This is a genomic window from Vibrio sp. 10N.222.49.A3, from assembly GCF_041475145.1.
Taxonomy (GTDB): Bacteria; Pseudomonadota; Gammaproteobacteria; order Enterobacterales; family Vibrionaceae; genus Vibrio; species Vibrio tasmaniensis_A.
Window position 1 is genome coordinate 1 of the sequence record NZ_JBFRVM010000061.1, and the last position, 25,842, is coordinate 25,842.

At 43.9% G+C, this 25,842-nt stretch carries 18 protein-coding genes and 1 tRNA gene; 7 read left to right on the forward strand and 12 right to left on the reverse strand.

Annotation, left to right across the window (positions count from 1 at the left end; translation table 11 throughout):
• Positions 1–184 precede the first annotated feature (184 nt).
• The 4 genes from AB4589_RS12195 to AB4589_RS12210 all read right to left on the reverse strand — a co-directional run bounded on the left by AB4589_RS12195 (position 185) and on the right by AB4589_RS12210 (position 3,853).
• A complete protein-coding gene (locus AB4589_RS12195; RefSeq protein WP_372044438.1) occupies positions 185–1,471 on the reverse strand; it encodes a tyrosine-type recombinase/integrase in 1,287 nt (428 codons plus the stop codon).
• Positions 1,472–1,559: 88 nt separating this feature from the next.
• A tRNA-Ser gene (locus tag AB4589_RS12200) sits at positions 1,560–1,650 on the reverse strand.
• Between the two features lie 138 nt (positions 1,651–1,788).
• A complete protein-coding gene (locus AB4589_RS12205; RefSeq protein ID WP_372100637.1) occupies positions 1,789–3,597 on the reverse strand; it encodes a DUF3413 domain-containing protein in 1,809 nt (602 codons plus the stop codon).
• Between the two features lie 28 nt (positions 3,598–3,625).
• Entirely contained in the window at positions 3,626–3,853 is a 228-nt protein-coding gene (locus AB4589_RS12210) for a YejL family protein (protein ID WP_004734063.1), read from the reverse strand.
• 84 nt (positions 3,854–3,937) lie between these two features.
• Between AB4589_RS12210 and yejK the strand changes: the two genes are divergently transcribed.
• The 3 genes from yejK (at position 3,938) to AB4589_RS12225 (ending at position 7,838) form a co-directional block, all read left to right on the forward strand.
• A complete protein-coding gene (gene yejK, locus AB4589_RS12215) occupies positions 3,938–4,942 on the forward strand; it encodes a nucleoid-associated protein YejK (RefSeq protein ID WP_372100639.1) in 1,005 nt (334 codons plus the stop codon).
• 96 nt (positions 4,943–5,038) lie between these two features.
• On the forward strand, positions 5,039–6,583 hold the full coding sequence (locus AB4589_RS12220) for an Hpt domain-containing protein (RefSeq protein ID WP_372100641.1): 1,545 nt from the start codon (positions 5,039–5,041) through the stop codon (positions 6,581–6,583).
• Positions 6,584–6,659: 76 nt separating this feature from the next.
• Positions 6,660–7,838, forward strand: a complete 1,179-nt coding sequence (locus AB4589_RS12225) for a chemotaxis protein (protein ID WP_372100643.1) — start codon at positions 6,660–6,662, stop codon at positions 7,836–7,838.
• Between the two features lie 112 nt (positions 7,839–7,950).
• Here the strand turns inward: AB4589_RS12225 and nhaC are convergent, their stop codons facing one another.
• Positions 7,951–9,387: a Na+/H+ antiporter NhaC gene (gene nhaC, locus AB4589_RS12230; protein ID WP_012603519.1), complete on the reverse strand. Its 1,437-nt coding sequence runs from the start codon at positions 9,385–9,387 to the stop codon at positions 7,951–7,953.
• Between the two features lie 500 nt (positions 9,388–9,887).
• Here nhaC and asd point away from each other — a divergent pair, with 500 nt between their 5' ends.
• Positions 9,888–11,006, forward strand: coding sequence for an aspartate-semialdehyde dehydrogenase (gene asd / locus AB4589_RS12235; RefSeq protein ID WP_372100645.1), 1,119 nt, complete (start codon positions 9,888–9,890; stop codon positions 11,004–11,006).
• Between the two features lie 138 nt (positions 11,007–11,144).
• Here the strand turns inward: asd and AB4589_RS12240 are convergent, their stop codons facing one another.
• Entirely contained in the window at positions 11,145–11,987 is an 843-nt protein-coding gene (locus tag AB4589_RS12240; RefSeq protein ID WP_032498918.1) for an ion transporter, read from the reverse strand.
• 149 nt (positions 11,988–12,136) lie between these two features.
• Positions 12,137–12,775, reverse strand: coding sequence for a YchE family NAAT transporter (locus AB4589_RS12245; protein ID WP_004734056.1), 639 nt, complete (start codon positions 12,773–12,775; stop codon positions 12,137–12,139).
• Between the two features lie 640 nt (positions 12,776–13,415).
• Here AB4589_RS12245 and adhE point away from each other — a divergent pair.
• Positions 13,416–16,124 carry a bifunctional acetaldehyde-CoA/alcohol dehydrogenase gene (adhE, locus tag AB4589_RS12250; RefSeq protein ID WP_017099472.1) on the forward strand — a complete coding sequence of 903 codons (2,709 nt, stop codon included), beginning with the start codon at positions 13,416–13,418 and terminating at the stop codon, positions 16,122–16,124.
• A gap of 185 nt (positions 16,125–16,309) precedes the next feature.
• Here the strand turns inward: adhE and AB4589_RS12255 are convergent, their stop codons facing one another.
• From AB4589_RS12255 to sodB, 3 genes are all read right to left on the reverse strand, one after another.
• Positions 16,310–16,993, reverse strand: a complete 684-nt coding sequence (locus tag AB4589_RS12255; protein WP_017099967.1) for an SDR family oxidoreductase — start codon at positions 16,991–16,993, stop codon at positions 16,310–16,312.
• A gap of 278 nt (positions 16,994–17,271) precedes the next feature.
• Positions 17,272–17,775, reverse strand: a complete 504-nt coding sequence (locus tag AB4589_RS12260; RefSeq protein ID WP_277814439.1) for a VC2046/SO_2500 family protein — start codon at positions 17,773–17,775, stop codon at positions 17,272–17,274.
• 247 nt (positions 17,776–18,022) lie between these two features.
• Positions 18,023–18,607, reverse strand: a complete 585-nt coding sequence (gene sodB, locus AB4589_RS12265) for a superoxide dismutase [Fe] (RefSeq protein ID WP_004734050.1) — start codon at positions 18,605–18,607, stop codon at positions 18,023–18,025.
• Between the two features lie 269 nt (positions 18,608–18,876).
• On the opposite strand from sodB, the gene AB4589_RS12270 reads away from it, so the two are divergent.
• Both AB4589_RS12270 and AB4589_RS12275 read left to right on the forward strand, forming a co-directional pair.
• On the forward strand, positions 18,877–19,215 hold the full coding sequence (locus AB4589_RS12270; protein ID WP_009848715.1) for a Grx4 family monothiol glutaredoxin: 339 nt from the start codon (positions 18,877–18,879) through the stop codon (positions 19,213–19,215).
• A 99-nt stretch (positions 19,216–19,314) separates the two neighbouring features.
• Positions 19,315–19,944, forward strand: coding sequence for a DsbA family protein (locus tag AB4589_RS12275; RefSeq protein WP_017099964.1), 630 nt, complete (start codon positions 19,315–19,317; stop codon positions 19,942–19,944).
• A 42-nt stretch (positions 19,945–19,986) separates the two neighbouring features.
• Here AB4589_RS12275 and AB4589_RS12280 read toward each other — a convergent pair whose 3' ends face one another.
• Complete coding sequence (locus AB4589_RS12280; RefSeq protein ID WP_372100649.1) at positions 19,987–24,375, reverse strand: transporter substrate-binding domain-containing protein; 4,389 nt, start codon at positions 24,373–24,375, stop codon at positions 19,987–19,989.
• A 46-nt stretch (positions 24,376–24,421) separates the two neighbouring features.
• Positions 24,422–25,765: a response regulator gene (locus AB4589_RS12285; protein WP_231847883.1), complete on the reverse strand. Its 1,344-nt coding sequence runs from the start codon at positions 25,763–25,765 to the stop codon at positions 24,422–24,424.
• Between the last annotated feature and the right edge of the window lie 77 nt (positions 25,766–25,842).

Below are 25,842 nucleotides of genomic sequence, written 5' to 3' on the forward strand. Positions count from 1 at the left end.
TTACGGGAGGCACGTGCCGAGGAATCAATTATCGAATAGAAACTAATCTGCAATAGTGGACTACTATGAATAAAGCAACGACAGAATCCTTCGGTATTTAGACCGTCAACCTCCCTCGGTAATCACACAACTGGTAAGGATTTGTTACTAGTTGCCAGCGACTTGCGGGATTAATGTTTTAACTTTAGTCTCCTATTGGCTCATAGCTGATCCCATTAATAACTTCTGCTAACTGGCTCAGTGGCAACCGCTTTCCATACCGCCCGTAAGTCATACTATTATTTCCATGCCCAACGAGCTGAGCGGTGATGTGCTCAGGAACACCTTGTTGCTTCAATTCGTCTATGAAAGTGTGTCGGAACCCGTAAGCGGTAGGTCTCTGGCGGGGTTTCATACCTATCAACGTTTGGTATTTACCGATCTTTATGCAATATGATTTAGACCAATCATCAAACTGATTTCCTGGGCTATAGCTAAATAACTGTCTTCTACCCGCAGCCTTCACCTTAGCAACATAGTCTAGAATGCCCATATTGATCAGGTGATTGTGAATGGGAACCTCACGGATACTGTTAGCGTTTTTTACATATTTACCGTCCTCACTTTCTGTAATTGAGAAGTAGTAAATACCGTTTTCTTGCTTGATATCAGCAACTCGCAATTGGCAAGCTTCCGATGGACGCATACCAGATAGAGGTAGGATTTTCGAAATCCACTGAAACTCTTCATCTTTTTCTTTAAATAGGCGTGTGCCGAAAAACTTCTTCATATCCTTCAATAGCCAGCGTTCCCGTTGTTCATCTTGGCGCTTAGTTGCCTTCTTCTGGATTTTAACGTCCTCAAAAGCATTGAACCCTGTGTGGTTCATCAGTTTGCAGTATTTAAAGAACTGAAAACAAGCTGCAAGGTATTCTTTATCCGTTTTAGCGCTTCGACCTTTTTTCAACAAATGGTCTCGGTACAGTAAGGCATGAGCCGTTGTTATATTGGCAACTCTATCTACTGGCGCAAATTGAATGAAATCGTTAATACGTGATTCTAGCTGATGGATTGTAAGCGGTCGGATTGATTGGAGCTTTTTAGAGTCGATAAATTTTACCAGTGTACATTTCAAGGAAGCAAGTGATGTAGCTTGTCGTGTTAAGGGCACTGGTTGTATCTGTATCGAAGTATTGCGTACTGGTATTGGTTTAGTCACGAAAGTACTGTCATTATCGTCAAAGTCGCTTCTAAGCTCATTGATAAGCTTATTTGCAGCAATATTGAAGTCTGCAGGGTGAGTCTGAATTGTAATGCTGTCAATAAGCTGTTTGAGCTCGATGGCAACGTTTAAGTTACGTAGTGAGGCAATTCGACGATTTTTGGTTAACAGTGATACTTTTAGGTCAAAAGGGAACCCACGATCACGACAACTTTTAGGTAGGCAAATACGAGTGTAGTAGTTATGGCTAGCAGTTTTTAAAAGGTACATTGTCTCAGTCAATCCTTGCGGTTGAACTTAGTACCCTTCAGATATGAAAAAAGCCGTTGATAATCAACGGCTTTTTCCATTTTTAAAGTGGTGGAGGGATAGGGATTTGAACCCTAGAACCGCTATTAACGGTTGCCGGTTTTCAAGACCGGTGCTTTCGACCACTCAGCCATCCCTCCAGTGGCGTGAATAATATAAGGGGTGGAGGATCTTGTAAACCCTTAATTTTCATAATTTTGTTTTGTTGCTTGTTTTCTAATCATTCACGGCAATAAAAAAGGGAAGCCATTGGCTTCCCTTTTCTGTTTGCTGATTATTTAGTCATTTTTTGTGTAGAAACGCTGTAGCTCAGTCAGGCCTTGCATCAACACAGGTGAGCGAGGGCTTACGTTTTTCAGGCGCTTGTAATTCTGGTCGTACAATTTGTAGTTACCGAATTTATCTAACACCGTTGTTTGCTGATTAGTAACAAGCGCAAGTTCACGTGAGTCTCCTGCAAGAATCCACTTTCTGTTACGTTCATTAAACAGGCTGCGACCACTACTGAAATCTGTAGGGTTCGAAGATACACCCAATAGCTCTTGCATCAGTGTTACTGACACGTCTAGATGACTAGAACGGTGAGTGTATTCAGAAGCAGACTTACCAGGCCAGCTGATAAACAGTGGTACTTGTAACTGATAACGACTGTAGTTGGAGTTTGCACCCCAGCTGTTGGTTTTGGTTTCGTTAAACTCAGTACCGTGGTTAGAGGTAATGATAACCACTGTGTTGTCGGTGAGCTCTAAGCGTTCCAGTTCAGCGTAGATAGTTGCTAACTGATCGTCGGCCGCTGTCGCAGACTTTTGATAGTCTGCTGCAAAACGCTCTGCTGTCGTTAACGTTGAGTCCGACTCTGAACTTGAATCGTAGCTGGCGAAGTTATCAAGCGTAGTCAATTCAATAAAGTTAAACCAAGGACGTATAGCTTGCGGTGATTGAATCCAGTCAGACCAAGTTTTTATCGCGCTTTGGTCATCATAAGTTGCTTGCTCTGGCATCACATCACGGCCTCGGAAGATGATATCCGAGTACAGTGCATCGCTAAAGTTGTCGCCACTAAAAGCAGCAAACTTGTAATCGTGATTCTCTAAAACATCGAGCAATACTGCGCTTGACCCTTGAGCTTCAATGCTGCTTGCGTAGCTGCTCGGTAGGCCGTAGAACAAGCCGAAAATACCAAACATGTCGTTACTTGAACTGTAGTGGTTGGTGAAGTTGATCGACTGTTGTGCGTAGGCATAGCTGTTTGGCATCGCTGTCGCATTAAGTGCGTCAGAGCGAAGGTTGTTCACACTCACCATCAGGATATTAAGATCATCACTGCGGCGGTTGTATTGAATTTTTTCTAGCGGGTAGCTAACTAGGTTTACGTTCTCTTTGTTCGCTTCTAAACGCTCAAGGTACTCTTCACGGTCTAATAGGCCATGTTTTTCCATAAAGCTTTTCGCTGTCATTGGGTAAGACAGTGGGAAGTTCGCTTTCTGGCTAGTAATTGGGTTATAGAAATACGCATCAGCCCACATGTAGGTCAAGTGGCTGCTGATGAAACACAGGAAGAAGACGGCAGTAATCGGACGGCCAATGTGTTTATGAGACAGTTTACGCTGCTTACGCCAAACCCACTCAGACAGACCAAGCTGTAGTAAGAAGATAAATGGCATAACAATGAAGAGGTGCTGCAAATCAGACGTGAATGCAGATTCCTCTCCACTGAATAAAACCTCCCACACGACAGGCGTCAGGTGGAGGTTTATATTTTGATACGTTTGGGTATCAATCAACAGGACAGTTAAACCTATGGTCGCGAAGATAACGGCAACCAAACGTAATAACTTCCTCGACGGAAGAACAAAAGTGAGCGGGAACAGCACTAATAGATAGAGCGCGAACACTAAAAAGCCAAAATGACCAACCCACGATGCAGCCAAATAGAATTGACCTAGCAAGGTTTCTGGCCAAGCAGATTGAGTAATATAACGAGTACCAATCAACATCGCAGCAATGATGTTGAAAAATGCAAACCAGTGACCCCAACCAACCAGTCGAGATACACGATCGCTATATGAGTTTGCGCTGTCTACCATTTATAATTCTTTTATCCGTCAATCAAATTTAGTGAGACTTTTTATCTTCAAGAGAAGAAATTAAAGCCTCGGCAAATTTTTCAGCAATTCCTTTGCGTTGTGAAGCAGCAACATTCTGATTTAAGACATTGGTTGCGATATTTCCAGCGATCATCAGTGAAAGTTCTGGCGAAGCTTTGTGCTTAGTTAGTACAGCACCTACTTCAGCTAGGATTTTTTCAACTTGATCATCTGTGTATTTAGATATAATCGGCATAAGGACTCTAATAATGATAGTAAAAGCGGCTTATGATAACCTACTATGCACGACAACTGAAACCTGAACGGTAATATTTTCACTATGAGCCTTCACCTTTCCAACGTAATTTTACACCAGCTAAGCAAGAACGATCAGGAAGAGCTGATTGTTAACTATCGTGCTGAATCTCTAGAAAACGATACTGCATCTGAAAACCTAGTCGCGGAACTTCACCGAGTTTTTAATTCAAAAGCAGGTAAAGGATTTGGTTCTTTCAAATCCGACAGCGAATTCCAGCAGTCGTTGCATGAATTTCGATCTGGAGAACAAAGTTTTTATGATTTCTCTCAAAAAAGTGCGCTACGTCTAAAAGATGAGCTTTCAAAGTATCCTTTTGCTGATGAAGGCACTTTGGTACTGGCTGAATATCAATCACTTGCGACAGACTACCTTTTCATCGGACTACTGCCTTCTAACCAAAGTTTGAAAGTGACCGAAGGGCTAGATATTAGTGCGACGGATTACCTGGATATCTCGAAGATGGATATTGTTGCGCGCCTTGATCTTTCAACATACGACACAGACAAAGAGTCAAACCGTTACCTTACTTATATTAAAGGGCGCGTTGGTCGTAAAGTCGCTGACTTCTTCTTAGACTTCCTTCAAGCAGAAGTAGGCTTGGATGCTAAGCAGCAAAACCAAGTATTGATGCAAGCGGTAGAAGACTTTGTTTCTGACTCTAAGTTAGAGAAAGAGGAAGCGATCAGCTATAAAAAACAAGTTGCGGATTACTGTAACGAACAGCTTAAAGCGGGTGATGAAGTTCAAGTTCGTGAACTTTCTGGAGAATTGCCAGCAAGCACAGATGGTACAAGCTTCTTTGACTATACTAGTGAGCAAGGCTACGAGTTAGAAGACAGCTTCCCAGCAGACCGCGCAACTATGCGTAAACTAACAAAATTTGTTGGTGCTGGTGGCGGTTTGAATGTTAGTTTTGATAGTCTGCTTTTAGGTGAGCGTATCTTCTACGATCCAGAGACAGACACGCTAACCATTAAAGGGACGCCACCGAACTTACGTGATCAACTGACTCGCAATAAGTCATAGTCCGAAGTTATTAGGTAGCAAGCGACAGCAGGTTGTTGTCGCTTGTTTATGTTTAGCAACATAATGGTTTAGAGTTCGCATGAACAAGGAATATCGATGGAACAATCAGTAGCAAAGCCCAATCGCTTTAAAAGACCCGCAACTTTTTTGGTTGCACTCTTGGCTCTGTGGCTACTTCCTTCACTGGCTCTCCTTAATCTAAGCCGTTCTTACTCTCACTCGCTCGCTCAAATTGAAGAACTCGGTATTCGCGTTAATGAATTGAGGCAATCGCTTTATTTCTCTGAGCCGCTGCGAGTCTCTCGCATTAATGATTTAGCACTCGATGCTCAATTGGTTTATTCGATCCGACTGCAGATAGAATCTGATTTCCAACACGCCTTGTTTCGTCCTGATGTGAACCAACTGCTTTACGTTGCCGATCAATTTTTAGAAAAATTTGATGAATTCATTCCGATAGAAAGTCAGGTGCAAGATATCGTCGATAACATCAAAGTGTTACGCACAGATACTGAGCTTTCCCCTAAGTTAAAGCCGCTACTCAACGAATTTGGTGTCGTCGTTTTTGAAGCGATGTATTCCGATAACCAAAGTTCATCAGCAACTTATCGCGCCTTTGATTCTATACTTGAAAAATCTTATTCATTAAAATCCGAAGAGCAAGATGCACTCCAACAATTACTGGCTGATGCTTCAGCATTGCTGAGTGATTACGCTCAGCTCAATTATTTAGTCGATAAAATTAAGAAGAATTCAGTAAACGAACAGATCATTAAACTTGAAGCTGAGTTCCATGATCGTCAATACAACCTATTATTGATCATGCTAGGTTTAAGCTTAGTGGCAATGATTGCGTTACTGTTGTGGAGCGTTAGGTCCCAAAAATCGAAGAAAGAAGTAGACCAAGCACTCAAACAGGAACCAGTCATCGATTCAAGTCAGGACGATGCTCTCTCTACTTCCAACAAAGATACGTCTTCTCGTAATGATACTGCTTCTCGCAATAATATTGTTTCTCATAGTGATACTGTTTCTCACAGCGATACTGTTTCTTCCGCGGTGACGCCACCAAGTAATCCCCCATCAGTATTAGATATTACGCCAGCGAGTCAACATTCTGATATCCAACCACAGCAGAGTGTTTGTACGACAAGCCCGCAAGCTATTTCACAAGAACCGATTTTGCAAGAACCTATTCCACAAGTTCCGGTTCAGCAAAACTCTATTCAGCAACCCCCAACTCAGCGAACACCAGAACAAGTGCAAGAGCCAGAGAAGCACATTGCCAGTGTGACGGATTCAAAGCCAGCGATTGATATTGAAGAGATGCTAGAGACTCTTGATGGCGATACCGAGTCTGTTGAATTGTTGCTAGGGGTCTTTGTCGAAGATCACGCAGATGACTATACCAGATTCAAATCTCTGCTCACCAAGGATGAAACCTCTGCTGCTCGCATTGTGCACAGCTTAAAAGGTGTGGCTGGCAGCATCAAAGCGTCTCGGTTAGCGATCATTGCAGCGACTATTGAAATGACAATGAAGCAGTCCAGAGCCATCAGCGAGCACGATTTAGCCGAACTAGAGCTAGCGATAAAAGCCTCTGTAGATTCTGCTCATGACTATTTAAATACCCAACGTTAACTTTTACAGGTTTTTTGACAATACTCTGACGAAGCGCTCATACAATCCGCGCCCTTAGTCTTTGTCAGAGGTTTATATGTCACGAGTTTCGAGTCGAAATTGGATCGTGTTAGTGCTTAGCATTGTGCTAAGTGGTTGTTCTCTTTTGGAAGTTAAGCTAGATAGTCAAACGACGCCTCTTACTCAGCAAGAGTTACAGGCTCGGATCATGACGCGTGAATACGCCAAGATGTTTTTTACACGAGTAGAAGACTCGGCCGATCTCATTGCGCAATCTTACCCTGCTGATGACACCTTACATCAATCTTATGTGTTGCTTTGGAAGATCCATGCTGAGCAGGGCTTACAACAAGCAGCGTACCAAACCTCCCCAATGTCAGCATTAATTGACTCATGGGTTTTCACAGCCCAAATGAATCAGTTTTATAGCCAAGGCGATGGTGCGGATCTGTTCGTGACGGATAATGCGGTAGAGACTGCTCGTTCTCTTGACCAAGAAGCTGAGAAGCTAGCAAAGGGTGTATTGAGCTCAAGTGATTTCAAAAAGAGCAAAGCATTCGTCGCAGAGTTCGCCGCGAGCAATCCTTTTAAAGATCTTACCTTCAGAAGCACACCCGCTTACCGTGAATGGCTAAGTTACCTTGGTAAAGACGAATCTCAAATCGTTCAAAGCCTAGGTACCATGCCGGAGGCGATGGGCGATGCATCAGACCGCTTAAGCCTAATGGCTGACCAAACACCGAAATTGATGACGTGGAAAGCTGAGTTGGTGGCGATGAATAGCTCGCTAACGGGTGAGGACCTATCGATGACGCTGGAAAGCCTTCGCCAAACATCAGCAAGCATGCAAGACTTCATTGAGAACAACCCTGAATACATGCAAACACTGGCTTCTATTATGTCGACAGAAATGCAGCCTTTACTCAACGACCTAAGTGATAAGACAGATCAAAAATTGGCGATGCTCACTGAAGAACGTGTAGCGTTAGAAAAAATGGTGACACGAGAGAGAGAAGCTCTGGTCGCGATGATTGCGAAAGAGCGTATTGAAATTGCAGGCATTGTGACTTCTGAAAGGGAACTGTTTACACAAGATCTTGATCGCGTCTCTCAAGAGGTGGTGGTACTCGCGATTGATAAACTGATGGACTTAATCAAAGGTGTGATTATCTACTTCATCCTGTTTATCTTGGTGGTGTTCTTTGCACCGTTAGGCATCGGTTATTGGTTGGGTAAACGAACCGCTAGCAAATAAATTAAGTAATTAAGTAGATCAAAAAAGAGCGCTCTAGAGCGCTCTTTTGGCATTTATATCATCAACATTTTTGTGCTTACGCACTAAAGCATTAAAGTATCAAAACATTAGCTTAAGCTTGTTGCTTGCTCAGTTCAGTGGCTTCTTCAGTTTCAAGCGCTGGTGCTGTTGGTTCACATTTATCAACGAACCAACCCATGTAAGACGTTACGATAGTCACGAGGATACAGATGAAGCTCAACCACATGAACGGAGCGTAAGAGAGCGTTGCGACACCAAGAATACTCGCCATGTAGATGCCGTTGTCACTCCAAGGAACCATGCCTGAAGTTAACGTGCCACCGAACTCAGCGTTACGAGATAGATTTTTACGTTGGTAACCTAAACGGTCGTAGTTTTTCGCACAGATTTTTGGCGTTAGGATTAACGATACGTACATTGCAGAACCGAATACGTTACCCATGAAGGCCGTGCCGATCGTGCTTGTTGCTAGAGAACCAGCGCTATTTACTCGGCGCTCGAACACCTTAGCAATCGTCTCTAATACGCCCACTTTATCCAGTAAGCCACCAAAACCTAAACCAAACACAATCACCGCTACCGAACCAAGCATTGAAGACATGCCGCCACGGTTAAGAATCGAGTCAATAAACTCTACGCCAGAGGAGATAGAGAACGGTGCCCAAGCAGTATTGAATGCCGTTAGGAAATCGATATCTTGGATCATGACTGCCCAGATAATACCTAGCAGAGAACCGAAGCTGATTACCGGGAATGAAGGCATGCGGAAAGCCAACAGACCAAGCACGATCAGTACTGGGACAAATGAGTAAGGCGTGATGTAGAACTGAACTTCCATTGCTTTAATGACAGAATCTACTTGGCTCATGTCAACGTTACCTGCGTAGTGAAAACCAAACGCAGTAAACATGATGCCAGTAATCACGTAGCTGATTAACGCAACTGGCAGCATGCCCTTGATGTGCTCAACCACTTCAACACCAGACATTGAAGAAGCCAGAATCACTGAATCAGAAAGTGGAGACATCTTGTCGCCGAAGTAACAACCTGACAGCACTGCACCTGCAGTAATCGGTGCTGGAACACCTAGGCCTTGGCCAATACCCATCATCGCGATACCTGCTGTACCCGCGGCGCCCCAAGAAGTACCAGTTGCCAATGCGGTTAGAGAACAGATAATCATGGTCGCTAAAAGGAAGATAGAAGGGTGGATTGCTTTCAGACCATAGTAAATGATAGTAGGTACGATCCCGCCTGAGATCCAAGTACCAACAAGAGCGCCAACGGCTAAAAGTATTAAAACCGCGCCTAAGCCATTGGATATTCCTTTGAGTGCCGCTTTTTCTAAGTCTTTGTATTCGTGGCCAAGGCGAATACCGAGAACCATGATAATGAACCAGCCAATATACAAGGCAAGTTGAATTGGAAGGTCAAGCTTTGCAGTAAAGGAAAAAGCAAGGGATAGAAATAATCCTAACGCGATGAATACCTGCAATAGGTTCGGTAGGCGAGTTTTACTCTGCTTCATAAAAGCCTCTTGTGATTTCGAGCATTTATAGTGCTTCGTTATGGTGTGTGGTGCAAAACGGACACTACAGTAATTAGTTTATTATATCGAAAAAATACGTCCAATTTGTGATATTTGACTGCTAATACAGTTAATCATGGTTTCATTATCTGAAATGTTGTTAAATTCATGGTTGTTACATGTTGAAACTTGTCGCACGTTGTTTTCGTTTTGTGAAGTATTATTCTGGATAGTATTGATTAAAAAGAGGGATTTACTGTTTGTGACGCGAGTGGGATTAAGCTGCTTTGGCGATGCAAATGTTTGAATTTGAGGGTAATGGGCGTTTTATCAATGAGGTGGATACTAAATGTCGATACAGGGATAACTGCACGATTCATTGCGTTCACTTAAAAGAAACGAAAAAGTTACACTTTTTGACAAAAAGCACTTGAGTTCTGTTTCTGAAAAACTTATAGATGGGGGAGAGCAATTTTTAATTTATACATGGAGAGTGAGCGATGAGAGTAGGTCTAGTTGGTTGGCGCGGTATGGTTGGTTCTGTATTGATGCAACGTATGGTTGAAGAGAAAGATTTCGACTTGATTGAACCTGTTTATTACAGTACGTCTCAGATTGGTATTCCTGCCCCTGTTTTGGGTGGTAAAGATGCGGGTCTACTTCAAGACGCTTTTGATATTGATAGCCTAAAACAGCTTGATGCGGTGATTACCTGTCAAGGCGGAGACTACACCTCAAAAGTATACCCAGCACTGCGTCAAGCAGGTTGGAAAGGCTACTGGATTGATGCGGCTTCTACCTTACGTTTGGACGCGGATTCAATCATCACTCTTGATCCTGTTAACTTGGCTCAAATCCAACAAGGCATCCACGGCGGGACTAACACTTTCGTAGGCGGTAACTGTACTGTGAGCTTAATGCTTATGGCTTTGGGTGGTCTATACGAGAAAGGCATGGTTGAGTGGATGAGTGCCATGACTTACCAAGCCGCTTCAGGTGCGGGCGCTAAGAACATGCGTGAACTGATCTCACAAATGGGTGTGATCAACGACAGCGTAAGTTCTGAGTTAGCGAACCCTTCAAGTTCAATTCTAGATATCGATAAGAAAGTCGCTGATACCATTCGTTCATCTTCATTTCCAACCGATCAGTTCGGTGCTCCGCTTGCGGGCTCACTGATTCCTTGGATCGATGTGAAGCGTGAAAACGGTCAAAGCAAAGAAGAGTGGAAAGCCGGCGTTGAAGCGAACAAGATTCTTGGCCTAGATGGTCAGCCAATTCCTATCGATGGTACTTGTGTTCGAATCGGTGCAATGCGTTGTCACGCTCAAGCACTAACGATTAAGCTTAAGCAAGATGTGCCTATGGACGAGATCGAAGAGATCATCGCGACGCACAATGATTGGGTTAAAGTGATTCCTAATGACCGAGACATCACTGCGCAGGAGCTAACACCAGCGAAAGTAACAGGCACAATGTCTGTACCAGTCGGTCGTCTGCGTAAGATGTCGATGGGTAACGATTTCCTGAATGCGTTCACGGTAGGTGACCAATTACTTTGGGGTGCTGCAGAACCACTACGTCGTACTTTGCGCATTATCCTTGCTGAGAAAGCGTAATCGGCAAGATTGCTTAAATTCTATTAGCTGATAAACCGAAAGGGTTGACGATAAACGTCAACCCTTTTTAGTTTATTGATATCTCGTTATTCGGCCCTCGAAACTGCCCTTAAACCTCTTCGCATCTCGAGTCTGCTTTTATTTCTCTTCTGTAACGACACGCTTGTCGGGGTCTGCCAATTCACTCGCACAGTGTTTACAATACATAGCATCCGAATCATGGCCGGCGCGGTTACAGTTCGGACACTTTACCAACTCTTTGTGCGAGTTCATCTCATTGCTGAGCTCTGCAGTAATAATCCCTGTCGGTACCGCTAAAATAGAGTAACCCAATAGCATGGTCAGAGAAGCGATCGCTTTCCCTAACGCGGTTTGAGGGATCATGTCACCGTAGCCAACCGTCGTAATGGTTACGATTGCCCAATAAATACTGTGGGGAATACTTGTAAAGCCATTTTCTGGCCCTTCAATAACAAAGATAAGCGCGCCGAAGATAACAACTAAGATGCCAACTGTGCTGAAAAAGATCAGTATCTTTCGTCTTGCCATTAAAAGTGAACGTAACAGAATGTTTGAATCTTGCAGGTAGCGAACCAGTTTTAGGATTCGGAAGATACGCATCACACGCAGCAGCCTTACCACACCCATAAATGAAGCGCCTGGGAAGATGATCGCTAAGTAGGTCGGAAGAATCGCCAATAGGTCCACGACACCATAAAAGCTGGTGGCATAAGATTTTGGTTTCGGAGAACAATAGAGCCTCAACAAATACTCAAGAGTGAAGAGAGCAGTAAAAGTGTATTCAATATAACGCAGCTGCTGTGACCATTCGCTCATGACATTAGGGATGGATTCTAAGATCAGAACCAATAGCGAAGCCAAGATTGCAACGATCAGAGAAATATCAAATGCACGTCCGGCTGGCGTGTGAGTACCAAAGATAATGACGTACAAATGATGCTTGAGTGGCTTGCGTGACATAAGGAGAGATTCATCTTTTGTTAAATGCATTAACAGTCATTATACAAGCTTCATAATAACGAGGCGAGTGAAAGCCCAATTGCTTTACTCGCCTCATCTATATTGCAATATTGTTGCCCTTTATAGAGCAACCGGATTACCGTTAAACGTTATGCCAAACCTGGGAACAAATTACGTAGGCCATTGGCGATGAACTCGATGCCCAATGCGCCAAGAATCAAGCCCATGATACGCGTGATCACATTGATACCCGTTTGACCTAAAAAGCGAACGATAACCGGCGCTGAACGGAACAGAAGCCAAGAGCAGGTTGCAAACGCGATGATGCTAATGCCAATTCCCACAGTATCAATGGCTGCAGGGTAACGAGATCCGTAAACAATGGTCGAGCTGATTGCCCCGGGGCCCGCCATTAATGGCATCGCAAGAGGAACAACACCGATTTGCTCTTTGCTGATGTATTCAGATTTCTCTTGTTTATTCTGCTTATCTTCACCGAGCTTACCGCTCATCATCGAAAATGCGATGCTCAATAATAGCAAACCACCTGCAACACGAAATGAATCCAGGGAGATGCTAAACATATCAAGCAGCATTTGCCCCGCGACAAGCGACACAATCAGGATAACGGCAACGGCAATATTTGCTTGTAAGGCTGTCCTGTTCCTCTCTTCTGGCGGCATATGTGCAGTAAGGGAAACAAAAACAGGCATGATGCCGATTGGGTTTACGGCAGCAACAAGCCCAAGGAAGAATTGCATAAAAATTGCGAGTTCTAAGCCTTGCATGAGAGCGATCTCCAGTTAGCGAATTTTAAGGTTGAAGGTTTGATTCGGTGAATAGTCTGAGCGCGTAATGTAAGGGACAAATCGGATTTGCACGAATGAAAAAAACTAACCTGAAATAGGGGATTATTTTTAGAAAAACTAATTGAATATCACTTTTGTATTGGCGGTGTTGCGAGTTGGTTGTTAGTGTTTCATTTTGTAATTTATTATCGAGTAACTGTTAACTGCCGCACGAATTTAATAAAAATTATGTCAAAATCTAGCCCGTGCAACGGTATGGATATACTCTCAGTAGCACGAATATGGCTGTATACATGTAATTTAACTGACTAAAAATGAAACTTTTTTACAGTTTATGACTCTATGTAGAAAAAGTTTGTCTGTTTGCTTGTTTTTTGAACTAACGAAAAATGTGATTTTAATCTATATAAATCATCATATTAAGCATGTTTTTGCGATTGCCTTACTACTTTTTGGTTAATTCTTTTTGGGTAACTGATCTGGGTCAATTTTTTTCACACTGTGAAATAATATACTCAGTCCTGAAAGCAATTTACTAAGAACGTTGTTGTTTGAGGTTAAAAGCAAGCAGCGAAATTAATAAAAAGTTTTTAATATTTATTATTTTAGGAGATCCACCATGCCTGTAACTAACTTAGCGGAACTTGATGCTCTAGTAGCACGCGTTAAAGCAGCACAAGAAGAGTTTGCAACATTCTCTCAAGAGAAAGTAGACGCAATCTTCCGCGCAGCTTCTCTTGCTGCTAACCACGCTCGTATCCCACTTGCACAACAAGCAGTTGCTGAATCTGGAATGGGTATTGTTGAAGATAAGGTTATCAAAAACCACTTTGCATCTGAATTTATCTACAACAAATACAAAGACGAAAAAACATGTGGCATTCTTGATGAAGATGAAAGCCTAGGCACAATGACTATCGCTGAGCCTGTAGGTATCATCTGTGGTATCGTTCCAACAACGAACCCAACTTCTACAGCAATCTTCAAATCTCTAATCTCTCTTAAAACACGTAACGGCATCATCTTCTCGCCACACCCACGTGCAAAGAACTCAACTAATGACGCAGCGAAGCTTGTTCTAGACGCAGCTGTAGCAGCGGGTGCACCAAAAGACATCATCGGTTGGATCGACCAACCATCTGTAGAGCTTTCTAACGCGCTGATGAAGCACGACGGTATCGCACTTATCCTTGCTACTGGTGGTCCAGGCATGGTTAAAGCAGCATACTCTTCTGGTAAGCCTGCTATCGGTGTTGGTGCTGGTAACGTTCCTGTAGTTATCGATGAAACAGCTGACATCAAACGTGCAGTAGCATCTATCCTTATGTCTAAAACATTCGATAACGGTGTTGTATGTGCTTCTGAGCAAGCTGCAATCGTAGTTAGCGAAGTATATGACGAAGTTAAAGAGCGTTTTGCTTCTCACAAAGCTCACGTTTTATCTAAAGCTGACGCAGATAAAGTACGTAAAGTTCTTCTTATCGACGGCAACCTAAACGCTAAAATCGTAGGTCAACCTGCTCCAGCAATCGCTGAAATGGCGGGTGTTAAAGTTCCTGCTGATACAAAAGTACTTGTAGGTGAAGGCCTTGGTAAAGTTTCTTACGATGACGAATTTGCTCACGAGAAACTGTCTCCAACTCTAGGTCTATTCCGCGCAGACGATTTCGAAGACGCTGTTGCTCAAGCAGTAACTATGGTTGAAATCGGTGGTATCGGTCACACATCTGGTCTTTACACTAACCAAGACGTAAACGCAGATCGCATCCGTTACTTCGGTGACAAGATGAAGACGGCTCGTATCCTAATCAACATCCCGACTACTCACGGTGGTATCGGTGACCTGTACAACTTTAACGTTGCACCTTCTCTAACTCTTGGTTGTGGTTCATGGGGTGGTAACTCTATCTCTGAGAACGTAGGTCCTAAGCACCTTATCAACAAGAAAACTGTAGCGAAGCGAGCTGAAAATATGTTGTGGCACAAACTACCTAAGTCTATCTACTTCCGTCGTGGCAGCCTTCCAATCGCTATGAGCGACCTAGAAGGTAAGAAACGCGCATTCCTAGTAACGGACCGTTTCCTATTCAACAACGGTTACGCAGACGATGTAGTTAGCCTGCTTAAAGCGCAAGGTATTGAAGTTCAAGTATTCTTCGATGTAGAAGCGGATCCAACACTGTCTGTTGTTGAGAAAGGCGCTGAAGCAATGAAGAGCTTCCAACCTGACGTAATCCTTGCTCTAGGTGGCGGTTCTCCAATGGATGCTGCTAAGATCATGTGGGTTATGTACGAGCACCCAGAAACTCACTTCGAAGAACTAGCAATGCGCTTTATGGATATCCGTAAACGTATCTACAAGTTCCCTAAAATGGGTAAAAAAGCTGAGCTAGTATGTATCACTACTACTTCAGGTACGGGTTCAGAAGTTACGCCATTCGCGGTTGTTACTGACGACAAAACAGGTGCTAAGTACCCGCTAGCGGATTACGAAATCACGCCAAACATGGCTGTTGTTGATGCTAACCTAGTAATGAATATGCCTAAGTCTCTAACAGCGTTCGGTGGTTACGATGCAGTAACTCACGCTCTTGAAGCTTACGTATCAGTTCTTGCGAACGAATACTCAGATGGTCAAGCTCTACAAGCTCTTAAGATGCTTAAAGAATACCTACCATCAAGCTACAAAAACGGTTCAGCAGACCCAATCGCTCGTGAGAAAGTACACAACGCTGCAACGATTGCTGGTATTGCCTTTGCGAACGCATTCCTAGGTGTATGTCACTCAATGGCTCACAAAATTGGTGCTGAGTTCCACCTACCACACGGTCTTGCAAACGCACTACTTATCTCAAACGTTGTACGTTACAACGCGAACGATAACCCAACTAAGCAGACTGCATTCTCTCAGTACGACCGCCCACAAGCACGTCGTCGTTATGCTGAAGTTGCTGACCACCTAGGCCTAAGCCAAGCTGGTGACCGTACTGCTCAGAAGATTGAACGTCTACTGACTTGGTTAGAAGAGCTTAAAGTTGACCTAGACATCCCACTGTCTATCCAGGCTGCGGGTGTTAACGAGTCTGACTTCATCGCTAAACTAGACGAGCTAGCTGTTGAAGCGTTCGATGACCAGTGTACAGGTGCTAACCCACGTTACCCTCTAATCACTGAGCTTAAAGAAGTTCTAACAACGTCTTACTTCGGTAAAGCATACGTTGAAGGTGAAACTTTTGAAGGTACGACTGTAATTTTGAAGAAAGCTGACCAAAAGCCAGCTGAAGAAAAAGCAGCACCAAAAGCTAAAAAAGAAAAAGCTAACGCATAATAAGTAAGCATTAGTTTGAGATAGGTTTTCGCTAGCACGATACTTATCTATCGGGAAAAGATGAAAGCCCCAGTCGAGAGACTGGGGCTTTTTTTATGTTTGGTTAGTTTGTAAAACGGATTGAAAGGCAATAGCTCTGCTACTTAATATGAGCTGAGCCAGTCATGTTCAATTGGAATAGGGAGTTAAACCTCAGCTGCGACAACTCGCCCACTGAAGTAGTCATTCGAGACAATGTATTCCGTTGTTCTGGTCAGTTCGTCTTGCAGTTGTGCCCAGTGACACCCATTGAGCTTGCCTTCGGAGTTATGAACGGCAGGGACAACGCCACCGACTCGAATACCAAATGGCGTCAGTTCTTTCGCCCAGCTATGGGTAAAGCCGGTAATCATGGAGTTTGCGCTCTCTAAGCCTGACACATCATGAAAGTCATCGTGAGATATCACATTCACAATTACGCCTTCTTTGTCTTGCTCTCGTAACCTCTCTGCACTGATTTGCCCAAATGCGAAAAGGGTCGACGCCATAGCAGACAGATCATTGATAAAGCTACTGACAGGCTGATCGCCAATTAGACTAGGCATTGGGGAACTTATCCAATTGTTGACCAGAACATCGGGTGTAGTGTTAAAGGTGGCTTGAATAAAATCAAATACGCTGAGGATAGCTTGGCTGTCATTCCCTTCGAGCGTGTAATGGTAAACAGAGTCGGAGAAGCGGGCACATTGTAAATAAGTCGCCTGAAGTGCTTTTGCGTCTTTATCACAAAGGATGACAGTGGCTCCAAGGTTAACAAAGTGATTCGCAATCGTTCCTCCCAATCGCGAGCCGGCAGATGTTACCAATATAATTGAGCTTTTTATTTCCATCCCAGTACCTAAGCAAATCGTCCATGTTGGATAATGATGGGTTAAATTTCATACAGCGGGTGTGAATTGGCTCAAACTAAGGTGTACCCATTGATAACTTTTTATGAACTTTGTGGCAGGTCACATTTTGCAGTAACTTCAAGTGTTAACCGACATCTCCGGTTTTTATGATGACCAAAGGTGATGGTTCATATTGCCTACATCAATCATTCAAAAAGCGAGATCGAACAAAGAATAGTCGTGAATATTGAGTGAGAAAGAGGACGGCTAGGCAGCGGCTATACTTGCGCCTGAATCTGATACTGACGTTGAGCTGTCGACAGCTCGTTGTAGAGCGTCGCATTTGGTAAATCAGGTAACTGTTTACTTGCCAGTTTACGCCTGTCATGACCAGAAAGGTTTTGGTAAATCTCTTCGGGGAAGTCGGCTGTATCTTCTGGCATGAAAGCAAGTGCTTCAGGCTTCAAGTAGTGGCTTAGCTTGGCGCTGGCAAGGCTAGCTTGATGAAAGTGATTCGATTGTTGTGCTGAAATTTCATACGACGATTGGTTTGAACGCAGTTGTTGCGGTTCTGCTACGCCAAATTGCTTACGTAAGCGATCTTCAGTCGTTTCAGTGACGTCAATAGTGTCGATGGGAGTACAGTCGCGAACATCATTAGAAAACATAGATAGCAGCAACGCAAAATCTGCACGGCGACCTTGCTCAACCGCTTGGCTGATCCCGATGCCGAACTTCAGTTCGTTGATGATTCCTGCTTTGTCTAAAGTATGTATTTGCATGCTGCCTCTCATTGGATACACCTTTAACGGCACGGAGTTGGTAAACTTTAGAGTTTAATTACAGGCAAATAACGAATTTATGTAGGGCGATTGAGAAAGGTAAGAATAGGTTGAAAAGTCGGCTCGATCTGCTAGTTCGTTTCGCAATGTTCGCATTGATTAGAATACGACAGATACAAAAAAGCTCACGCCGAGGCATGAGCTTTCAATAGATAACTCGCTATAAATAGCGCAGCGTAAGTAATAATTACTTAGCTAGGTTCTCTTCTACGAAAGACCAGTTTACTAGGTTCCAGAATGCAGCCATGTAGTCAGGGCGAACATTGCGGAAATCGATGTAGTAAGCGTGTTCCCATAGGTCAACAGTTAGAAGTGGAGTAACACCTTCTTCTGTTAGAGGAGTCGCAGCGTTAGAAGTGTTAACGATGTCTAGAGAACCGTCAGCTTTCTTAACTAACCAAGTCCAAGAAGAACCGAAGTTGTTGATTGCTGAATCTGTGAATTTCGCTTTGAATTCTTCGAAAGAACCGAATGCAGCGTTGATCGCTTCTGCAACCGCGCCTGTTGGTTCGCCGCCTGCTTTAGGAGCAAGACAGTGCCAGTAGAACGTGTGGTTCCAGATTTGAGCAGCGTTATTGAAAACACCACCAGTAGAAGTCTTAACGATTTCTTCTAGTGTTTTGCCTTCAAACTCAGTACCTGGGATAAGACCGTTTAGCTTAACAACGTAAGTGTTGTGGTGCTTACCGTGGTGGAAATCTAGCGTTTCTGCTGAGATGTGTGGTTCTAGCGCGTCTTTCGCGTAAGGAAGAGCCGGTAGTTCAAATGCCATTGCTCAATTCTCCATTGATATGAAAGAGTTAACTCTTTCGATTGCTTCCAGTGATATTATTATTCATGGCTCGCTATATTGCCAACCACGGTCAATTTGCTGACTTGCGATATAGTTTAGCAAGTTTTTACTTTATTAAAAGCTTAATTCATCACTTTTGTGTGAATTGTTAGCTTAACTGGTTAACCTCTTTTTTTATATGGTTTTTATTCTTTTGGTTTGGGGTAGAATAAAGGCAATGAAAGCCGTAATCCATTAACGAGGAAGCAATGGAAACTATCGATAAAATCAAACAGCAAATTGAAGAAAACACTATTCTACTGTACATGAAAGGTTCTCCTAAGCTACCTAGCTGTGGTTTCTCTTCTCAAGCGTCTCAAGCGCTAATGGCATGTGGTGAAAAATTTGCTTACGTAGATATCCTACAAAACCCTGATATCCGTGCAGAGCTTCCAGCTTACGCACAATGGCCAACGTTCCCACAACTTTGGGTTGAAGGTGAGCTAATCGGTGGTTGTGATATCATTCTTGAGATGTTCCAAAAGGGTGAGCTTCAGCCAATCGTTAAAGAAGCCGCTGCTAAAGTAGCTGGCGACGACGCTGAGTAAGCTTTAGGCCTTGGTGCTTAAATATTGAATGGAAGGGGCCTTAATTAGGCTCCTTTTTTCGTTTGAATGGTTCAACAAAGACTCGATAAGGAATGAACAATGAACGTAAAACTTCATTATGTGCATGATCCAATGTGCAGCTGGTGTTGGGGCTACAAGCCAACGCTTGAGTTATTAAAACAACAATTGCCAGCGAGCATTGAGTTTAGCTATGTAGTCGGTGGTTTGGCTCCGGATTCTGAAGAGCCGATGTCAGAAGAGATGAAAGGCAAGCTTCAAGCGATTTGGAAGCAGATTGGAGCTAAGCTGGGTACGGAATTTAATCATGAGTTTTGGACGGAATGCCAACCAGTTCGCAGCACTTACCCAGCGTGTCGTGCAGTGATCGCTGCTGGTTTTCAAGATCACTACGAAGCAATGCTTGAAGCGATCCAACACGCTTACTACCTTCGTGCGATGCTGCCTCATAGCCAAGAAACGCATTTGCAGTTAGCTCAAGAGCTAGGGATGAATGTACAACAGTTTGAAAATGACCTTTCTAGTAAGCTATTGGAAAGCGAGTTAGATGATCAGTTAGGTTTCAAAGAAGCGATGGGTGTGCATTCTTACCCAACCTTAATGCTTGAGGTAAACGGTATCTTTAGCGAAGTTGAATTGGATTACCATTCAACTGAAGCGACGCTCAAGTCTATTCGCGAAATTCTAGTGAATAACGCTCCCGCTGTATAATCCAGCGAGAGCTGTCTGTATTGACGCAATAACCTCTAAGGCTTACTCATAAGAGTAAGCCTTTTCTTTTGTCTGACGTAGTTGGTTTATCTCCTCTGTAAACCGTTCGAATGTGTTAGTTGCTTCCGAGATTGATGCTTCAATTTCTGATTCGACTTGATCTAAGTCTGTGGCTTCGGTTACTAGGCCGTTTGCTTGTGCTTCAATGATTGCGAGCGGAGAAGCAATCGCGTCACATGCCACCATTTTAGCGGCACCTTTGAGTCGGTGTGATGTGGTTTTTAGTCCCTTATATTCCTTATTAGCCCACTGCGCTTTTATCTGTTCATTATCTGCAATAAAACTTGCGGCAAACTCGTCGAGTAAGGTCATCACCACATCGTGATCTTCAAATAGATCGTAGAGTGCGGTGTAGTCGATGATGGGGCTATTGGTCTCGTTGGGTGAATCTTGAGGGACTGTGGGGTCAACATCTTCGATTGTCTCTGAGTTGTTATTTTCTGCCGATTCCGCAAAGCTCTGTTCAATGCCTTGGAACAGCATTGAAAACTCATTGGTTTCTTGAGTTGCAGGTAAAGCGTTTGACGAAGAGCTTGTGTCCTGATTTTGCGAGTCTGGCTTTTCTGCATCAGAAATATCGGTTTCAAGCGTCGGATCTAAATCGTGGACTGCGGGTAGCCATTTTTCAATGGTCAGCTTCATTTGCTTAATGGAAACGGGTTTAACTAGGAAATCATCCATGCCGTGTGCATAACAGTTGGCATCTTCACCCTGAACCGCATTCGCCGTCAACGCGACGATAGGCAACTTTTGAGTTTCTTGATTTAGTTCTTCATTGCGTTGTTCTATCTGACGAATGCTTGAGGCAAGCGTGTAACCGTCCATCTCCGGCATATGACAATCGGTGAGAAGCAAACCATAACGTTTATTTTTTAAAGCATTCAGCGCTAGCACTCCGTTATCGAAAATATCAGCGTGGACACCAATACTCTCAAGCTGCTTGGCGATGACTTGCTGATTGATCGGGTGGTCTTCCGCAACAAGAATCAGTCGGCCATTACGCTCGGCTTGTTCGCGAGTCTCGATGGCGATAGGCGCTTTGGTTTCGTTGTCTAATGATGAGAGTAGATTGTTGTGACTGACGGGTTTCGTTAAAACATGAACAAGGTTATCGGGCAGCAGCGGATTTACCGACAAGCACCAAGAGTTACCTAAAGGCTCTGGTGAGAGCATTGGGTTTTGGTTGATTACGGTGAAGCGTGTTGAACCCGTATGCTGCTGAATCCAAGCATCGCTAATCGCCAGTTGTTGCCAAACCGACATCGCGACAAAGATGTGTTTGGGCTGATGTTTGACGATCATCTCTTTGAGTAGGTGCTTTTGATTAATGTGCAGAACTTTTGGTTCAAGATCGAAGTGTTTCAAATATCGACACAGCTCTTCTTGTTGCAGAACGTAGCCAACAACGTATACCTCGCTTGAGTGATTACCGACATCTAGCTCAATAGAATTCTCACCCTCTGAAGGAAAAATCAGCGTTTGTCGTAGAGCCAAAGCGTTGCTTACTGCATGTTCAGGAGTACAAGTTGGGAGGGTAACGGTTACCGTAAAGTGGCTGCCTTTTCCTTCTTCACTCGACAGTTCTATGTTGCCATCCATCTGTTCTATCAATTTCAAAGCGATAGACAGTCCAAGCCCTGTGCCACCAAAACGGCGACTAGTGGTTTTGTCGACTTGTTCAAAAGGTTGGAATAAGCTTTGTTGTCTGTCTTTCGGGATGCCGATGCCCGTATCGGAAACCGTGAGGCTAACTTTCTGCTGATGTTCGTTTTGTTCAATTACATCAACATGCAATGAAATAGTGCCATGTTCGGTGAACTTAATCGCATTGTTAAGGAAATTGTTTAGAATCTGATGGAGTCGTATATCGTCTGTAAACAACCACTGAGCGAGGTTTGGGTCTTGCCAATAGTGGAAGGCTAAGCCTTTTTGCTGTGCATGAATGGATTGCGGTTGCACGATACGGGCGAGTACTTTTCCAAGCTCAATTTCGGTCGGGTTAAGATCCAATTTTCCGGCTTCAATCTTGGAGTAATCGAGTACGTCATTAACGATGTGCAGTAAGTTCCGAGCCGACTGATTCAATCCACCGTGTAAGTTCAGTAACTCTTCACTCAGCTGATGTTCCTGCATTAATTCCAACAGCCCTAAGATCCCACTAATCGGGGTGCGAACCTCGTGGCTAATGGTCGCTAAGAATTGCGACTTTGCAGCCGTTGCACTTTCTGCTTTTTGGCGTGCGTTGTCTAAAGCTTGCTGTTGTTTTTTTAGTAGGGTGATGTCTGTTATCACCGTATTCCACTCAATGGTTTTGCTGTTCGATACTTGGCTATTAAATTTCACCCATTTAGTTTGACCTGATTCTAACTGCATTCGCTGTTCATTTTCCCAATGCCCGGTTTCAATAGCTTCGAGCATACTGGTTTCAAACAGGGGCAAGTCATCCTCTGCGATCAGATCAAACAGACGTTGAGGGTGCTCTTTTACGTTATCCACGGATAAGCCGAACATATCGCTTACACCTGCACTGACAAAGCTAAACCGGATATCTAAAGGCTGTCGAGGGTGCGTTTGAATATGTTTAAGCACGACCCCATCAATGTTGTCGGCCAGCGTTTGCAAGTGGGCTTCTGCTGCTTTTGCTCTCTGCTCGGCGATCTTTCGCTGCTCGATTTCAGCCGCCATTTTTCGGTTCCAAAATACGATCACGAAAATGACCACAAAGATCCCAAGCCCGATGATCACCGACCATTTAGCGACTTCGCGTGGTGATAAGCCTTCTTGGTATTCATAGGTTAACCATTTGTTTTCCAAGCGCGCTAATTCATTGGCAGGCAGTGCTCCAATGGTTTTGTTGAGAATACTCAACAGCATGGGATGGCGGAAGTTCACTGCGAGAGCTAGTGGTGCGCTGTTTTGCTCATTAATGGTGCCAGTGATTTTGAATTGCCCTACATAGTCTTGATGCAATAAAGGTGCAGCATGATGAAGTGAAGCAAGCGCGAAACTGATGTCGTCTTTCTGTAATGCTTGGAAAGCGCTGACGTGATTGATGTAAGGGACGGCTAGGCAAGTAAGGCAGAGAGAAGGCAGAACTGTTGAGCCTCCAGAATTTTCAATCACACCAACAGCTTCGGTGCCACTTGGCGCAAAGTTGCCTAAGCGATCAGAGCGACTCAATAACACCCAAGGTTCAAAACTGTAAGCTTGAGTGAAGTCCATGTATCGGGCTTTATCTGTGGTTGGTGTGATGTTGGTTAGCACCATTGTCTCACCATTATTGAACGCGACCTCGGCCGCTTCTGGTGTTAGGTAAGTGGTACTTTCGAATGACACGCCAAGCACATTACTTATTAGGTTTAAGATGTCAGCAGATAAGCCTGAGTGTTGCTGTTGCTCATTGGTAAAGTCGTAAGGGTACCAATTGGAGTGTGTGCCTACGGGGATGGAAGGGTTGCTGTCGAGCCAGTTCTTTTCATCTTGGGTTAAATTCAATGTTCCATAGTTCAGCAGCATCGAATGTTGCGACGGAGCAAGCCATTGATTATAAATAGATTGCAGTGAGCCTTCCTTAATGTCCTGTAAAGCGAAATTGATTCGGCTAAGCAATCTGTGCTTTCCTTTTTTGACCGCGAAGTGCAAGTGGTCAGCTGGAAGGTCAGGAAGAACTGATAGTGTGAGTGAGTCTCGAGGCTGTTCTCGTAATAACGCAGAAAGTGCAAGCGCATCGCCAATGTACGCATCCACGCTATCCTCCTGAATTGCCGTGAATGCCGCTTGCGTACTGTCTAATGTGGTAATTTGACTATCAGGAAGCAGGCTAGGAAGCAGATCATTGAGCGCAAACCCTTTCTCCAATGCTAGGTTGGCGGTTGCCAACGCACCTAAATCGTTTATTTTTCTATTTTGGGTCATCACCGCTCGTCTTATGGAAAACATCGGCTCACTAAAAGTCATGTAATTATGGCGCTCCTTGGTCGAAGAGACACCGACTAGCAGATCTAATTCACCTCTTTCGAATGCACTCAGTACATCACTAAATGTTGAATACAACTTAATCTGATATTGGAAACCTGCATTTACCGCTACCTGATCCAACATACTGATGAGTAGCCCTTCAGAAACAGTGTTGCCTGAGGGAGTCTTATGTTGATAGCTGTAGGGGACCATGTCGTAAGAAGGTAGGCCAACCCGCAATATGACTTGGTCACTCGATGAGTTCTCTGTTTTGTTTGCTAAGGAGCTAGCGGGTGATGTGTTCCCTGGTGGGGTGTTTTCGGCAAAGGTGAGCAGTGGCCACATCAACAGTGAAAGACAACTCAATAAAAAGGCGACACACCACGTTTTCGTTTTTGAAGCGCTGTTTTGCATAAAGACATCCTGTCGTTTGCTTGCTGATTTTAGAGTATCGCCATGCTTAACTAACGGCAGCCAAAGGGGCTTTAGTTAGTGTGGGGAGTGAAAAATTATCAGCTTGCTGCAATGCCATACGTTGAAGTAGAGCAAGGTTCGTGTGATCCGCTTTTAAATGAACGTCAATTTGGCGCTTTATTTGAACGACTTTGTCTTGTAATCCTAAGGCTTGATAACACAGCGCCAACAAGAAGAACGCGTCGACATCATTGCCTGAAAACTCGTTTATCGAAATACTCTCAATGCACTCTGTCGCAACCTCATGTTGATCGAGTTGAATCAGTTGTAAGGTACGACAAAGCTTTAGAAGCGGCTTGCTCAATGCGTAAGACTTTTCAGAGTGAGAAAGCCTCTGCCAAGTCGCTTCAGGTTTCCAAAGTGTTAGTTCTTCGTGGGTGAGCGCCAAACTATCCGCCCATAAGATGAGTGCTCGCTTACCTGTAGAATCCCAAATTGAGTGAGGAATGAGTTGTGCGAGAGATTTGAGATGTTGGGTCGCTTGTGTGACATTTTTATCTAGCAACTGCAGCCAGACCATGGTGTTGGTTAACTCAATATTACTGCTGTTCACGGTGAGTACTTGGTCAATCAGTTCGCTCGCTGATTCGAAATCACTGGTATTGAGACAGATCTTGACCTTAAGTTGCTGAAGTTTGATATTGCGCGGGTTGCTTTCTATTAGGCCATCGATTTGACGGAGTGCGTCGTGATAGTGCTGCTTGAGGATATGTATTTCAATGAGCTTAACTTTAGCGGGCAGGTAATCATGGAGCTGCAATAGCCCATTCAACATGGCTTGTGCGTCATCGAGTTGTTGGTTTTTTATCAGAATATTCGCCATATAAATAATGGCATCTTTCAGTGTCGACGGATCAGGGGCTTTGCCAAAGAGTGGCTTTACCGCATTGAGGCCATTCTTTAAAAAGGCCTGCTCTAATGTCGAAAAGTATTGCTGCCGAGAGAGTGCGGATGTGACTCTTTTTATGATGTCATCTGCACGTATTGGCTTAATCAAATAACCATCAGGTTCTAAGTTAGCATAACCAAAGAAGGTATCTTGGCTGTCATTGCCTGTGACGATAAAGACGATCGTTTGTGGCCGGATTAATTCTTTTTGCTGCAAGAACTCAAGCAACTGCAAGCCATTGCTTCCTGAGCCTAAATCGTGGTCAATTAATAAGATGTCGAATCGATGTGCGCGACAAGCCTCAATCGCGTTTTGTGCATTGGATGCGCTAATCACATTGTTGTTAGGCACGCCTAACTTGATAAGTAGTGCGCGGGTAGCACTTTGAATGACGCTGCTGTCATCAACGATGAGGTAGCGCGATCGGGCGAGTATATCCATATAGTAGCCTTCTGACGTATTGAGCCTTGCCACTTTGTCGTCTATGAATTAGCGGCTTATTTATTAAACACTTAAGT